At 70.3% G+C, this 12,232-nt stretch carries 15 protein-coding genes; 8 read left to right on the top strand and 7 right to left on the bottom strand.

Going from position 1 to position 12,232, the window contains the following annotated elements; genetic code table 11:
- A partial coding sequence (locus tag EOT10_RS42530; protein WP_127833401.1) for a hypothetical protein occupies positions 1 to 246 on the top strand: 246 nt, incomplete at its 5' end.
- A 169-nt stretch (positions 247 to 415) separates the two neighbouring features.
- Here the strand turns inward: EOT10_RS42530 and EOT10_RS40645 are convergent.
- Positions 416 to 1,057 carry a DNA-3-methyladenine glycosylase gene (locus EOT10_RS40645; protein WP_127833402.1) on the bottom strand — a complete coding sequence of 214 codons (642 nt, stop codon included), beginning with the start codon at positions 1,055 to 1,057 and terminating at the stop codon, positions 416 to 418.
- Between the two features lie 125 nt (positions 1,058 to 1,182).
- Here EOT10_RS40645 and EOT10_RS40650 point away from each other — a divergent pair, with 125 nt between their 5' ends.
- The 3 genes from EOT10_RS40650 (at position 1,183) to EOT10_RS40660 (ending at position 3,266) form a co-directional block, all read left to right on the top strand.
- On the top strand, positions 1,183 to 1,965 hold the full coding sequence (locus tag EOT10_RS40650; RefSeq protein WP_127833403.1) for a sporulation protein: 783 nt from the start codon (positions 1,183 to 1,185) through the stop codon (positions 1,963 to 1,965).
- A 98-nt stretch (positions 1,966 to 2,063) separates the two neighbouring features.
- Positions 2,064 to 2,603, top strand: coding sequence for a YbhB/YbcL family Raf kinase inhibitor-like protein (locus tag EOT10_RS40655; protein WP_127833404.1), 540 nt, complete (start codon positions 2,064 to 2,066; stop codon positions 2,601 to 2,603).
- Positions 2,604 to 2,759: 156 nt separating this feature from the next.
- The gene (locus EOT10_RS40660) at positions 2,760 to 3,266 is read left to right on the top strand and encodes an HNH endonuclease (protein WP_127833405.1); all 507 of its coding nucleotides are present in this window, start codon (positions 2,760 to 2,762) and stop codon (positions 3,264 to 3,266) included.
- 102 nt (positions 3,267 to 3,368) lie between these two features.
- Here EOT10_RS40660 and EOT10_RS40665 read toward each other — a convergent pair whose 3' ends face one another.
- The 3 genes from EOT10_RS40665 to EOT10_RS40675 all read right to left on the bottom strand — a co-directional run bounded on the left by EOT10_RS40665 (position 3,369) and on the right by EOT10_RS40675 (position 5,745).
- The gene (locus tag EOT10_RS40665) at positions 3,369 to 4,301 is read right to left on the bottom strand and encodes an SPFH domain-containing protein (RefSeq protein ID WP_127833406.1); all 933 of its coding nucleotides are present in this window, start codon (positions 4,299 to 4,301) and stop codon (positions 3,369 to 3,371) included.
- A 140-nt stretch (positions 4,302 to 4,441) separates the two neighbouring features.
- The gene (locus tag EOT10_RS40670; protein WP_127833407.1) at positions 4,442 to 4,873 is read right to left on the bottom strand and encodes an NfeD family protein; all 432 of its coding nucleotides are present in this window, start codon (positions 4,871 to 4,873) and stop codon (positions 4,442 to 4,444) included.
- A gap of 74 nt (positions 4,874 to 4,947) precedes the next feature.
- Positions 4,948 to 5,745, bottom strand: coding sequence for an ABC transporter ATP-binding protein (locus EOT10_RS40675; protein ID WP_127833408.1), 798 nt, complete (start codon positions 5,743 to 5,745; stop codon positions 4,948 to 4,950).
- 122 nt (positions 5,746 to 5,867) lie between these two features.
- On the opposite strand from EOT10_RS40675, the gene EOT10_RS40680 reads away from it, so the two are divergent.
- Positions 5,868 to 6,656: a hypothetical protein gene (locus tag EOT10_RS40680; RefSeq protein ID WP_127833409.1), complete on the top strand. Its 789-nt coding sequence runs from the start codon at positions 5,868 to 5,870 to the stop codon at positions 6,654 to 6,656.
- Between the two features lie 81 nt (positions 6,657 to 6,737).
- Here the strand turns inward: EOT10_RS40680 and EOT10_RS40685 are convergent, their stop codons facing one another.
- From EOT10_RS40685 to EOT10_RS40695, 3 genes are all read right to left on the bottom strand, one after another.
- Positions 6,738 to 6,980: a chaplin gene (locus EOT10_RS40685; protein WP_127833410.1), complete on the bottom strand. Its 243-nt coding sequence runs from the start codon at positions 6,978 to 6,980 to the stop codon at positions 6,738 to 6,740.
- Between the two features lie 211 nt (positions 6,981 to 7,191).
- Positions 7,192 to 7,836, bottom strand: coding sequence for a response regulator (locus EOT10_RS40690; protein ID WP_127833411.1), 645 nt, complete (start codon positions 7,834 to 7,836; stop codon positions 7,192 to 7,194).
- On the bottom strand, positions 7,829 to 8,974 hold the full coding sequence (locus tag EOT10_RS40695) for a GAF domain-containing sensor histidine kinase (protein WP_127833412.1): 1,146 nt from the start codon (positions 8,972 to 8,974) through the stop codon (positions 7,829 to 7,831). The genes EOT10_RS40690 and EOT10_RS40695 overlap by 8 nt, the downstream gene beginning before the upstream one ends.
- A 202-nt stretch (positions 8,975 to 9,176) precedes the next feature.
- On the opposite strand from EOT10_RS40695, the gene EOT10_RS40700 reads away from it, so the two are divergent.
- From EOT10_RS40700 to EOT10_RS40710, 3 genes are all read left to right on the top strand, one after another.
- On the top strand, positions 9,177 to 9,875 hold the full coding sequence (locus EOT10_RS40700; protein ID WP_127833413.1) for an SDR family NAD(P)-dependent oxidoreductase: 699 nt from the start codon (positions 9,177 to 9,179) through the stop codon (positions 9,873 to 9,875).
- A gap of 17 nt (positions 9,876 to 9,892) precedes the next feature.
- The gene (locus EOT10_RS40705) at positions 9,893 to 10,975 is read left to right on the top strand and encodes an S-adenosylmethionine:tRNA ribosyltransferase-isomerase (RefSeq protein WP_127833414.1); all 1,083 of its coding nucleotides are present in this window, start codon (positions 9,893 to 9,895) and stop codon (positions 10,973 to 10,975) included.
- A 297-nt stretch (positions 10,976 to 11,272) separates the two neighbouring features.
- Complete coding sequence (locus EOT10_RS40710; protein ID WP_127833415.1) at positions 11,273 to 12,016, top strand: transglycosylase SLT domain-containing protein; 744 nt, start codon at positions 11,273 to 11,275, stop codon at positions 12,014 to 12,016.
- Positions 12,017 to 12,232: the final 216 nt, after the last annotated feature.

The raw sequence follows: 12,232 nt of genomic DNA on the forward strand, positions 1-12,232 counted from the left end.
GGGGTTGTCAATCTGGCGTTGACTTTTGGCACGCTGTTGAGTTCTCAAGGAACGGACGCTTCCTTTGTACTCACCCGAATCTCTTCGGGCTTTCCTCCGGGCAGTTTCCCTTCGGTCTTGCGTTTCCAACTCTACCAGACCCGTTTTCCGTTCCGTTCCCGGTTCGGAATTCATTTCCGGTGGCCGTTGGGGGCCTTGCCTTTCGGCGTTTCCACTACGTTAGCGGATTTCCCCGGAGCCTCATAATCGAGGCCCTCATTCGATCTGCGGATTCGAATTCAGGCATGCGGACATGCTGAATAAGCCCCAGCAGAGGGGAATTCGTAGGTAGTGGTTTGGCCGCCTTCGGCTGTCGGCAGATTGCCGGAACCGGGTCAAGCGGCTCGGGCTACATTACGGACCCCGCGAAGGCGAGTCAAGTTGAACGACGGCGTGGCGTGTGCGGTCGATACGGGCTCACCGTCGGGTCGTTGACGGTCCAGTAGCGCCAGGGGTGGAGGCCGCCCTCGCCGGCGACGCCCGTGCGCGGGCCGCTCTTCACCTGGTCGCGGGGCGTGGGCGTGCCCGTGAGGATCGCGAGGGGGGAGCCCGGGGAGGCGCAGACGTCCGTGCCGTCCAGTGCCCGGTCCACGTCCAGAGCCGTGGCCAGGCGGGCCGGTCCTTTGGCCAGTTCTTTGTCGTTACGGGCCGATAGTCGACGTTTGCGCGCGAGTTCGGCGCCCTTGATGATCTCGCCGGCACGGAGGAGTACCCCGCTCGCGGTGCCCTCCGGGCCGCACACCAGGTTGAGGCAGTGCCACATGCCGTAGGTGAAGTAGACGTACGCGTGTCCGGGCGGACCGAACATCACGTCGTTGCGGACGGTGCGGGAGCGGTACGCGTGGGAGCCGGGGTCGTCCGGTCCGGCGTAGGCCTCGACCTCTGTGAGGCGCAGTTCGATCGGGCCTTCAGGGGTGTTGCGTACGAGGACGCGCCCGAGGAGATCGGGGGCGACCTCCAGTACGGGCCGGTCGAAGAAGGCACGTGTGAGGGGCGTACGGTCAGGGGCCGCGATCATGGCGGTCGAGCGTAGTCCAACGTCGTTGTGGCGGAACCGGTGAACGGTCTGTCGCGTTGGTAGAGGTCGAGGATCGCGACAGGAAGAGACGGGCCACAGGTCGTGGCACGGGGAGGAGTGGAGTCATGGGGTTCAAGCGGCTGCTGGCGAGTCTGGGTGCCGGCGGGGCGTCGGTCGAGACCGTGCTGACCGAGGTCAACGTGGTGCCGGGTGGCGTCGTCCAGGGTGAGGTGCGGATCCAGGGCGGGTCCGTGGACCAGGACATCGAGGGGCTTTCGGTCGGTCTGCAGGCTCGGGTCGAGGTCGAGGGCGGTGACCAGGAGACCAAGCAGGACATCGAGTTCACGAAGGTGCGCCTCGGCGGGGCGTTCGCGCTGCAGGCGGGCGCGGTGCACGCGGTGCCGTTCGGGCTCGAGATCCCGTGGGAGACGCCGGTCACGACGATCGACGGGCAGCAGCTGCGCGGCATGAACATCGGTGTGACGACGGAGCTGGAGATCGCGCGCGCCGTGGACTCCGGTGACCTCGACCCGATCAACGTGCACCCGCTGCCGTCGCAGCAGGCGATCCTGGACGCCTTCATCGGGCTCGGGTTCCGGTTCAAGAGCGCGGACATGGAGCGCGGGCACATCCGGGGGACGCGGCAGAAGCTGCCGTTCTACCAGGAGATCGAGTTCTACCCGCCGCAGCAGTACCGCGGCCTCAACCAGGTCGAGCTGAGCTTCGTGGCGGACGACCGCGAGATGGACGTCGTCCTGGAGATGGACAAGAAGCCGGGGCTGTTCAGCGAGGGCAGTGACACGTTCCGGTCGTTCGTCGTGGGGCACCACGACTTCCAGGGGACGGACTGGTCGGCGTATCTGCACCAGTGGCTGTCCGAGGTCGGCAGCAAGCGCAACTGGTTCTGAGGCGGGCGCGGTGGCCGTGTGGTGGTGCGGGTCCTTGGCCGGCGGGGCGGAGGCATAGGCTCGGATCCGAGAGTTTTCGCCGAGCAGGAGGTGCCGACGTGACCGACCTCAAGAGGCCGCCGCTTCCCCATGACTTCCATCCGCAGGTGCCGTCGTTCACGGTGGTGAGCGAGGACGTCGAGCCTGGGGCGGTGCTCAAGGACGCGCAGGTCTACGCGGAGGGGAACACCTCGCCGCAGCTGCGGTGGGAGGGCTTCCCGGCGGAGGCCAAGAGCTTCGCGGTGACGTGCTTCGACCCGGACGCGCCGACGGGCAGTGGCTTCTGGCACTGGACCGTGTTCGACATCCCGGCCTCGGTGACCGAGCTGCCGGCCGGTGCGGGCAGCGGCAAGTTCGAAGGGCTGCCCGCCGGTGCGGTGCAGGTGCGCAACGACTACGGGTCGAAGGACTTCGGGGGCGCCGCGCCGCCGCCCGGTGATCCGGCGCACCGTTATGTCTTCACCGTGTACGCGGTGGATCAGGAGAAGCTCGGTCCCGACTCGGACGCCTCGCCGGCTGTCGTCGGGTTCAATCTGCGTTTTCACACGCTGGCGCGTGCTCAGGTGATCGCCGAGTACGCGGCTCCCGCGGAACGCTGACGTCCGCCGACGTTCACCGTCTGTTCGCCCGCCCCCGGTCATGGAAGTGATCGGGGGCGGGCATTTTTTATTGCGTTGTCCATCTCGGCGCGCCCGGACAGAGTTGATCCAAGCCCGCCACGGGGGTGGGCCGGGGACGTACGGGAGGTGGGCGAGATGCGGGACACGCTGGTACTGAACGCCAGCTTCGAGCCGTTGTCGACGGTGACGCTGAACCGGGCCGTCGTGCTGGTGCTGCAGGACAAGGCCGTCGTCGAGCAGGCCCACCCCGGACTCCGTGTGCGCGCGGCCGCCGTGGACATACCGGTGCCGCGGGTCATCAGACTGTGCCGGTATGTGCGGGTGCCCTTCCGAAGACGTGCTCCGTGGTCGAGGCGTGGTGTGCTGATCCGTGACCAGCACCGGTGCGCGTACTGCGGCAGGCGGGCGACGACGGTGGACCACGTGGTGCCGAGGTCGCGCGGTGGTGCGGACTCCTGGCTGAATACGGTCGCTTCGTGCGCGGAGGACAACCACCGTAAGGCGGACCGGACTCCGGAGCAGGCCGGGATGCCGCTGCTGCGGGAGCCGTTCGAGCCGACGCCGGCGGACGCGATGCTGCTGACGCTCGGGCAGTCCGAGCGGGACGCGCTGCCGGGGTGGCTGGCGCGGGCGGCGGCGTAGCGGGCGGCGCCACGCAGCGAGCGGAGAAGCCCGCCTCCGGGGTGCCGGGGCGGGCTTTCTTCGTGTGCGGGGGTGGGGCAGGACTCAGGCGGCTCAGGCGGCTTAGTCGATGGGCGGCTGTTCTCGGCGCGGGGCGGCCACGGGGGCCGATCCTCCGCCCATGGCGCCGAAGTTGCCCATGGCGCCGGAGAGTCCCTTGAGGGCGTCGCCGATCTCGCTGGGCACGATCCAGAGCTTGTTGGCGTCGCCCTCGGCGATCTTCGGGAGCATCTGGAGGTACTGGTAGGAGAGCAGCTTCTGGTCGGGGTCGCCGGCGTGGATGGCCTCGAAGACCGTACGGACGGCCTGGGCCTCGCCCTCGGCGCGCAGGGCCGCGGCCTTGGCCTCACCCTCGGCGCGCAGGATGGCGGACTGCTTCTCACCTTCCGCGGTGAGGATCTGGGACTGGCGGATGCCTTCCGCGGTGAGGATCGCGGCGCGCTTGTCACGGTCGGCGCGCATCTGCTTCTCCATCGAGTCCTGGATGGAGGTGGGCGGCTCGATCGCCTTGAGCTCGACGCGGTTGACGCGGATGCCCCACTTGCCGGTGGCCTCGTCGAGGACGCCGCGCAGGGCCGCGTTGATCTCCTCGCGGGAGGTCAGGGTCCGCTCAAGGTCCATGCCGCCGATGATGTTGCGGAGGGTGGTGACCGTGAGCTGTTCGATGGCCTGGATGTAGCTGGCCACCTCGTAGGTCGCGGCGCGGGCGTCGGTGACCTGGTAGTAGATGACCGTGTCGATGTTGACCACCAGGTTGTCCTGGGTGATCACCGGCTGGGGCGGGAAGGGGACGACCTGTTCTCGCAGGTCGATCCGGTTGCGGATCGAGTCGATGAACGGGACGACGATGTTCAGGCCCGCGTTCAGTGTGCGTGTGTAGCGGCCGAAGCGTTCCACGATCGCCGCGCTCGCCTGCGGGATGACTTGAATGGTCTTGATCAGGGCGATGAAGACCAGCACCACCAGAATGATCAGGACGATGATGATCGCTGACATCGCGTCTCCCGTACCCTTCGTGCCGTCGTCGTTCCGGCGGGTCCCGCCGGAAGATCTTGAGGATCTTGCTGGTCGAGTCTGTCAGAACGGGCTCTGCGGCGTGGGGAGTTCAAGCCACCTCCTCGATCACCTCACCATGATCACACGACGATGGCGGTGGCTCCCTCGATGTCGACGACGTCCACCTGGCGGCCCGGCTCGTAGCTCTCGGACGCGTCGAGGGGGCGGGCGGACCAGATCTCTCCGGCCAGCTTGATGCGGCCGCCGCTGCCGTCGACGCGTTCGACGACGACGGCCTGCTTGCCTTTCAGCGCCTCGATTCCCGTGGCGAGCACGGGGCGTTGGGTGCGGTGCCGTGTGGCGATGGGCCGTACGACGACGATCAGCGCGACCGAGACGGCGGCGAAGACGAGGACCTGCGTCACCATCCCGCCGCCGAGGCCGGCCGTCACGGCGCCCGCGACGGCGCCCGCGGACAGCATGCCGAACTCGGGCATCGCGGTGATGACGAGCGGGATTCCGAGTGCGGCCGCCCCGATCAGCCACCACACCCATGCGTTGATGTCTGCCACATGGTCATGGTAGGACCGCGGCTCTCCGTGGGACAGGGTGCCGTGGGGCGGACAGGGGGCGGGACCGGGCCGGGTCAGCCCAGCGGGAGGCCCGTCGCGGTCCAGCGCTCGCCGCGCTGCTCGACGATGAGCGGGAGGCCGAAGCAGAGGGAGAGGTTACGGGAGGTCAGCTCCAGCTCCAGGGGGCCCGCGGCGAGCACCTTGCCCTGACGGATCATCAGGACGTGCGTGAAGCCGGGGGCGATCTCCTCGACGTGGTGCGTGACCATGATCATCGAAGGGGCGATCGGGTCGCGGGCGAGGCGGCCGAGGCGGCGTACGAGGTCCTCGCGGCCGCCGAGGTCGAGACCGGCGGCGGGCTCGTCGAGAAGGAGGAGCTCGGGGTCGGTCATCAGGGCGCGGGCGATGAGGGTGCGCTTGCGCTCGCCCTCGGAGAGCGTGCCGAACTTGCGGTCCAGGTACTCGCTCATGCCGAGGCGGTCGAGGAAGGCGCGGGCGCGCTGCTCGTCGATGTCCTCGTAGTCCTCGTGCCAGCCGGCGGTCATGCCGTACGCGGCGGTGAGGACGGTCTGCAGGACCGTCTGGCGCTTGGGGAGCTTCTCCGCGAGCGCGATGCCGGCGACGCCGATGCGGGGGCGCAGTTCGAAGACGTCGGTGCCGGGCTTGCCGAGGGTCTCGCCGAGGACGGAGGCGGTGCCCTGGCTGGGGAACAGGTAGCTGGAGGCGACGTTCAGGAGGGTCGTCTTCCCGGCGCCGTTCGGGCCGAGGATGACCCAGCGCTCTCCCTCCTTGACCGACCAGGAGACCTGGTCCACCAGAGCCCGGCCCTCGCGGACCACGGATACGTCCACCAGCTCCAGTACATCGCTCATGAGCGCGTTGTCTCCCATTGCAGTCTCGGCTGTCGCGTGCGTCTGTGGACGCATCCCCCAGGGAAAACCTACGCCACCGGTCGACCGGTCCCACCCATCGGCCGGTCTTTAGGGTGGGGGCCATGCTTTCGGAACCACGCTCAGGCCGGCTGGCCTCATGGGGAAATGCACTTTTGGCCGGGTTTGTCGCTCCCGATGACGCGGCGCTCGCCATAGTGGGCGAGGACGCGGTGCACCGGGTGGAGGGGTTGCCCGGCGAGTCGGGGCCCGTGGGGCTGACGCTCGCCCTGGGGCGGCTGCGCGCGCTGGGGGCGACGGGACTGCGCGTCGCGCTGCCCGCGCCGGGTCATCCGCTGGGTCTGAGCGGTCCCCCCGAGTTCAACGCGCGCGCCCTCGACGCCGAGGAGGCCGTCGTGTGCCACGGGGCCGCGCTCGGGCTCGTGCCCGAGGTGTACGAGGCCGGGCCCGACGGTGACCTTCATGTCGAGGTCCTCTGGCACTGCCTTCCGGTGCGGGAGGCTCCGCCGGCCGATGTGCCATCGCTCGGGGAGGCCGAGCGGGAGCTCGCGGAGGCGCTGCGGGACGCGACGGCGGTCCTGTCGCGGCTCGACGTGGCCGGGTCCGGTCCGGTGGCGGAGGCCGCGGTGGACGCGTACCGGGCGCGGGCGGAGCGGGGGCGCGAGGTCCTCGCGCCGGGCTATCCGCCGCGTGCGGTACGGGTGTTGGAGCTGGCGCAGCGGGTCGGGCTGCTGATCTCGGTGGCGTACGAGAGCGGGCACGGCGGGGCGGTGAGCGCTTCGGAGATGGCGGCGCGGACGGAGGCGCTGCGTCCGGTGGAGCGGACGGCCCGGCGGGCGCAGGTCGCGGCGTACAACTCGTTCGTGGAGGAGCGGGAGCGCGGGGGGCGGTGACGGGGCCGCGGCGTCGCGGGGATACGGGACCGGCCCCCGGGGATACCGGGGGCCGGTGGTCACTGGTGGACCGAGGCTTCGTCAGTCGTTGACGCCGAGGTTGCCGAAGGTCGGGTTCAGCAGACCGATGACGTTCACCGTGTTGCCGACGACGTTGACCGGGATGTGGACCGGGGCCTGGATCACGTTCCCCGAGACGATGCCCGGGGAGTTCACGGCGTGGCCGTTCGCGTGCGCGTCCGTGGCGGAGGCCATACCGGCACCGGCGGCGACGAGACCACCGGCGACCATCGACACGGCCGCGACCCTCTTCAGCTTCTTCACTTCTTGACCCTCCTAGGCGATCACTGCGACGAAACCGCCGCAGCACGCACTGGAGAACGCGGGAGCCTTCCGCAGGATGCGCCATGTGGGGGACATACACACGACGGTATGAATCTCAGCCCGGAGCGGAACCATCCGTATTGTCGTTCCGGAGGCCCGGAAGCCTCGAGGTCCGGAAACCTGGAGACCCGGAAGCCCGGAAGCCCGCGGCTCAGCCGGCCACCCCGTGGCGTACGGCCCATAGGGCGGCCTGGGTGCGGTCCGCGAGGTCGAGCTTCATCAGGATGTTCGACACATGGGTCTTGACGGTCTTCTCGGAGAGGACGAGGGCCCGCGCGATCTCGCGGTTCGAACGGCCGTCCGCGATCAGGCAGAGCACCTCGCGCTCCCGCTCGGTGAGCGCATTGCCTCTCCCCTGCCCGGCGTTGGTCTCCTCCTGCGACAGCAGGGCGCCGGCCACCTCCGGCTGGAGCAGCACATGGCCCGCGTGCACCGAGCGGATCGCGCCGGCCAGGGCCTCCGGGTCGATGTCCTTGTACACGTATCCGGCGGCGCCGGCGCGCAGGGCGGGGACGACGGTGCGCTGCTCGGTGAAGCTGGTGACGATGAGTACGCGCGCGGGGTTGGCGAGGTCGCGGAGCTTGCGCAGGGCCTCGACGCCGTCCATCCCGGGCATCTTGACGTCCATCAGGACGACGTCCGGCTTGAGCTCCTCGGTGCGGGCGACCCCCTCGGCGCCGTCCGACGCCTCCCCCACGACCTCGATGTCGTCCTGGACCTCGAGGAACGTGCGCAGCCCGCGGCGGACGACCTGGTGGTCGTCGACCAGCAGCACCCGGATCCTGTTGTCAGCCACCGGGGACCTCCATCTCGATCGTGGTGCCCTTGCCGGGCTCCGATTCCACCGTCAGAAGCCCGCCCACGCCACTGGACCGGTCCCGCATCGACACCAGGCCGAGGTGGCGTCCCGCGTGCCGGACGGCCCGCGGGTCGAAGCCGCGGCCGTCGTCGGTGACGCGCAGGACGGCTCCGGCGCCGCGCTTGTCGAGCGTCACGGCGACGTGCTCGGCGCCCGAGTGGCGCAGGGCGTTGTGCAGCGCCTCCTGCGCGACGCGGAGCATGGCCTCTTCCTGGGCGGCGGGCAGGGCGCGGATGCCGCTGCAGTCGAAGGTGACGTGCGCCGAGTGGGCGCGGTCGAGGACCTGGGCCTGCGTACGCAGGGTGGCGACGAGGCCGTCCTCGTCGAGCGCGGCGGGGCGCAACTCGACGACGGCGGCGCGCAGTTCGTCGGCGGCCTCGGCGGCCAGCTCGGCCACGTGGTGGAGTTCGCCCTTGGCGCGGGACGGGTCGCGGTCGACGAGGGCGGCCGCGGCCTGGGCGGTCAGGCGCAGGGAGAAGAGCTTCTGGCTGACGGCGTCGTGGAGTTCATGAGCGAGGCGCGAACGCTCCTCGGCGATGGTGAGTTCGCGGCTGCGCTCGTACAGGCGGGCGTTGGTGAGGGCGATGGCGGCGTGCTGGGCGAGGATCGTCAGGAGTTCCTCGTCCTCCGCGGTGAAGCCGCAACTCCCTTGTGGCTTCGGGCACTTCTTGTTGGCGAGGAAGAGGGCGCCGATGACCTCGTCGCCGTCCCGGACGGGCAGGCCGAGGAAGTCGGACATGTCGGGGTGGGCGGACGGCCAGCCCTCGAAGCGCGGGTCCTTGCGCACATCGCCCAGGCGCTCGGTCTTCGCGTCGCGCAGCATCGCGGCGAGGATGCCGTGCTGGCGCGGGAGCGGGCCGATGGCCTTCCACTGCGCGTCGCTGACGCCGTCGACGACGAACTGGGCGAAGCCGCCGTGGTCGTCGGGCACCCCGAGCGCCGCGTACTCGGCGTCGAGCAGCTCGCGGGCGGACGCGACGATCGTCTTGAGGACGTCGCGCACCTCGAGGTGTCTGCTCATGGCCAGCAGCGCGGTACTCACCGCGGACAGGCCTGATCGTGGGCCGTGACTCATGACCTCACGGTACCGGCGGGGTGTGACAGCGCGTATCGGGCCCGTGGCGGCCACCGCCTAGGCCGGTGGGCGTAGGGCGAAGGGCCCCGGTGAGGTGCGGCCCTCGTACGAGGCGCGGCGGGCGGGTGCGTTCCTACGTTGGAGGCACGTCGAAGCACGTACGGCACTAGAGCGGCCCGATGGGCCCGAGGGGACGGATGTCATGCCGGTGGCGATCATCACGGGGGCTTCGAAGGGGTTCGGCCGCGCGTTCGCGGCGGCTCTTGCGGGGCGCGGCTGGGATCTGGTGCTCGACGCCAGGTCCGGGGCGGTGCTGCGGGAGACGGCGGAGGAGCTGGAGAAGTACGGGACGCGGGTGGCGGCGCTGCCCGGGGACGTCACGGACGCGGCGCACCGCGCGGACCTGGTGGCGGCGGCGCGCGGTCTCGGGGGCCTGGATCTGCTGGTGAACAACGCAAGCGCGCTGGGGGCCGAGCCGCTGGTGCGGCTCGACGCCCTGCCGCTGGAGGGGCTGCGGCGGGCGCTGGAGGTGAATGTCGTGGCGGCGCTCGGGCTCACACAGGAGGCGCTGCCACTGTTGCGGGCCGCGCCGGCGGGGGCGGTGGTCGCGCTGAGCTCGGACGCGTCGGCGGAGGCGTACGAGACCTGGGGCGGTTACGGCGCGTCCAAGGCGGCGCTCGACCAGTTGTCCGCGGTGCTCGCGGTGGAGGAGCCGGGGCTGCGGGTGTGGGCCGTGGATCCGGGTGACATGCGGACGGATCTGTACCAGGCGGCGGTGCCGCTGGACGACGACGGGCACCGGCCGCCGCCCGAGTCGGTGGTGCCGGCGTTCCTGCGGCTGCTCGACGAGCGGCCGGACAGCGGACGGTATGCGGCCCCCTCTCTTCTGGAGGCGCTGTGACCTCTTCTGGAGGTGCTGTGACGGTCGCCGTGCGTGTGCCGGAGGAGCTGTCGGCCCGGGTGCCCGCGGAGCAGCGCGGGCCCGGTCTGGGCAGGGACGCGGTGCGCCTGCTCGTGTCGCGCGGCACGGAGATCGCCCACCGGACGTTCGCCGAGCTGCCGGGGGAGCTGCGGGCGGGGGATGTGCTCGTGGTCAACACGTCGCCGACGCTGGCCGCCGCGGTCGACGGGCGGATCGGGCACGCGCGCGTGGTGGTGCATTTCTCGACACGGAGTGATGACGGGCGCTGGGCCGTGGAGCTGCGGGACCCGGACGGGCGGGGGACGACGCGGCCGCGTGCGGGCGGGCCGGAGGGGACGGTGGCCGTGCTCCCCGAGGGCGTGCGCCTGGTGTGGGAGGAGCCTCTGGCGGCCGGCGGGGCGCGGCTGTGGTGGGTGCGGGCCACGGGGGACGTGCCCGCGCTGCTGCGGCGGCACGGGCGGGCGATCCGTTACTCCTATACAGAGCGCGATCAGCCGCTCTCCGTCTATCAGACGGTGTTCGCGCTGCCGTACGCGGACGGGGCGGGGAGCGCGGAGATGCCGAGCGCGGCGCGGCCGTTCACGGCGGGGCTCGTTGCGGAGCTGGTGAGCCGTGGGGTCCAGTTCGCGCCGATCACGTTGCATACGGGGGTGGCGTCGGCGGAGGTGCACGAGCCGCCGTATCCGGAGCGGTTCGAGGTGCCGGAGGCGTCGGCTCGGCTGATCAACGCGGCCAGGGCGGGGGGCGGGAAGGTCGTCGCGGTGGGGACGACGGCGGTGCGGGCGGTGGAGTCAGCCGCGGGGCCTGACGGGGTGGTGCGGGCCGCCGCGGGCTGGACGGACCTCGTGGTGACGCCCGAGCGGGGTGTGCGGGTGGTGGACGGGCTCCTCACGGGGCTGCACGAGCCGGAGGCGTCCCATCTGCTGATGCTGGAGGCCATCGCGGGGCGCGAGGCAATAAGCCGTACATATACGGAAGCATTGGGACATTTGTATCTGTGGCATGAGTTTGGGGATGTCCACCTGATACTTCCTGAGGAATCCGGACACGGAGCGCATTGCAGTGGCAACTGTTTGTGAGGTTGCCGTGTGTGCGGTGTGACCCCGCGCATAGGACGCACGTCACGTACGAAGGCCGCTAGTGGATGAGGGGTGTGCGGCCGCACCGGGGCGGGAGGGGGGTGTGGGGCCTCGGCGTGGGACCTGATCCACTACCCGGCTTCGTACGTCACACCTTTGCCACAGAATTTTGCGGCCGCTAAGAATTGCCCTCGTTGCTCGGCAGCGTGGGCTCGTACCCATGCCGTTCATCGCCGAAACATGAACGGTTCCCCGTGGACCGGCGAGCGACTTCCCCCAGCGAAGAGGTCCCTCTCCATGCCCCAGCACAGCATTTTCGGTCATAGTCGCCTGACGAAGACCCACAAGTACTCGATCGCCGGAGCCGCCACCCTCGGCGCCGCCGCCCTCGCGTTCACGCTCGTGCCGGGCAGCTCCCACGCAGAGGCGGAGACGGTCTCCGCCGCTCCGGTCGCCTTCCAGGTCGCCGCCGGCGCGCCCCAGATCAAGGACGTCCACGCCAGCGTCACCAACCAGCTGGCCACCGCCGACCAGCAGGCCAAGGCCGCCGCCGCCAAGCTGAAGGCCGCGCAGGACAAGGCCGCCGCCGCGGCGAAGGTGAAGGCCGAGGCAGCAGCCGCCGCGAAGGCGAAGGCCCAGGCCGCGGCCAAGGTGAAGGCCGAGAAGGCCCGCCAGGTCAAGGAGGCCGCCAGCCGCGCCGCCGCCCGCAAGCCGGTCTACGCGAACAACCTGGACGGCTGGATCCGCGAGTCCCTGGCCATCATGAAGGCCAAGGGCATCCCGGGCTCCTACAACGGCCTGCACCGCAACATCATCCGCGAGTCCTCGGGCAACCCGAACGCCATCAACAACTGGGACATCAACGCGATCAACGGCATCCCGTCGAAGGGCCTGCTGCAGGTCATCCCGCCGACCTTCGCCGCGTACCACGTGGCCGGCACGTCGTGGAACATCTACGACCCGGTCGCCAACATCACCGCCGCCGCGAACTACGCCGCGGACAAGTACGGCTCGATGGACAACGTGAACAGCGCTTACTGAGACTCTCCCTGGACCTCAGGGTCTCGATGAACGCCGCGAACGCCGAAGGGCGGCACCCCGTGCGGGGTGCCGCCCTTCGTCCGTTCCTCAGGGCACGCGCTACTTGCGCATGACCTCGGGCTCGTGGCGGCGCAGCAGGCGCGCGACCGCGAAGCCGCAGACGACGCCGAGGAGGATCAGGACGGTGAGGTTGAAGCCCCACTGACCGGCCGAGTG

The sequence above is a fragment of the Streptomyces antnestii genome, from assembly GCF_004005495.1.
Lineage (GTDB): Bacteria > Actinomycetota > Actinomycetes > Streptomycetales > Streptomycetaceae > Streptomyces > Streptomyces antnestii.

Excerpts from the sequence above, each read along its gene's own strand:
- EOT10_RS40645 (WP_127833402.1), bottom strand. The coding sequence starts at position 1,057 with ATGATCGCGGCCCCTGACCGTACGCCCCTCACACGTGCCTTCTTCGAC.
- EOT10_RS40650 (WP_127833403.1), top strand. The coding sequence starts at position 1,183 with ATGGGGTTCAAGCGGCTGCTGGCGAGTCTGGGTGCCGGCGGGGCGTCG.
- EOT10_RS40660 (WP_127833405.1), top strand. The coding sequence starts at position 2,760 with ATGCGGGACACGCTGGTACTGAACGCCAGCTTCGAGCCGTTGTCGACG.
- EOT10_RS40665 (WP_127833406.1), bottom strand. The coding sequence starts at position 4,301 with ATGTCAGCGATCATCATCGTCCTGATCATTCTGGTGGTGCTGGTCTTC.
- EOT10_RS40675 (WP_127833408.1), bottom strand. The coding sequence starts at position 5,745 with ATGAGCGATGTACTGGAGCTGGTGGACGTATCCGTGGTCCGCGAGGGC.
- EOT10_RS40680 (WP_127833409.1), top strand. The coding sequence starts at position 5,868 with ATGCTTTCGGAACCACGCTCAGGCCGGCTGGCCTCATGGGGAAATGCA.
- EOT10_RS40695 (WP_127833412.1), bottom strand. The coding sequence starts at position 8,974 with ATGAGTCACGGCCCACGATCAGGCCTGTCCGCGGTGAGTACCGCGCTG.
- EOT10_RS40700 (WP_127833413.1), top strand. The coding sequence starts at position 9,177 with ATGCCGGTGGCGATCATCACGGGGGCTTCGAAGGGGTTCGGCCGCGCG.
- EOT10_RS40710 (WP_127833415.1), top strand. The coding sequence starts at position 11,273 with ATGCCCCAGCACAGCATTTTCGGTCATAGTCGCCTGACGAAGACCCAC.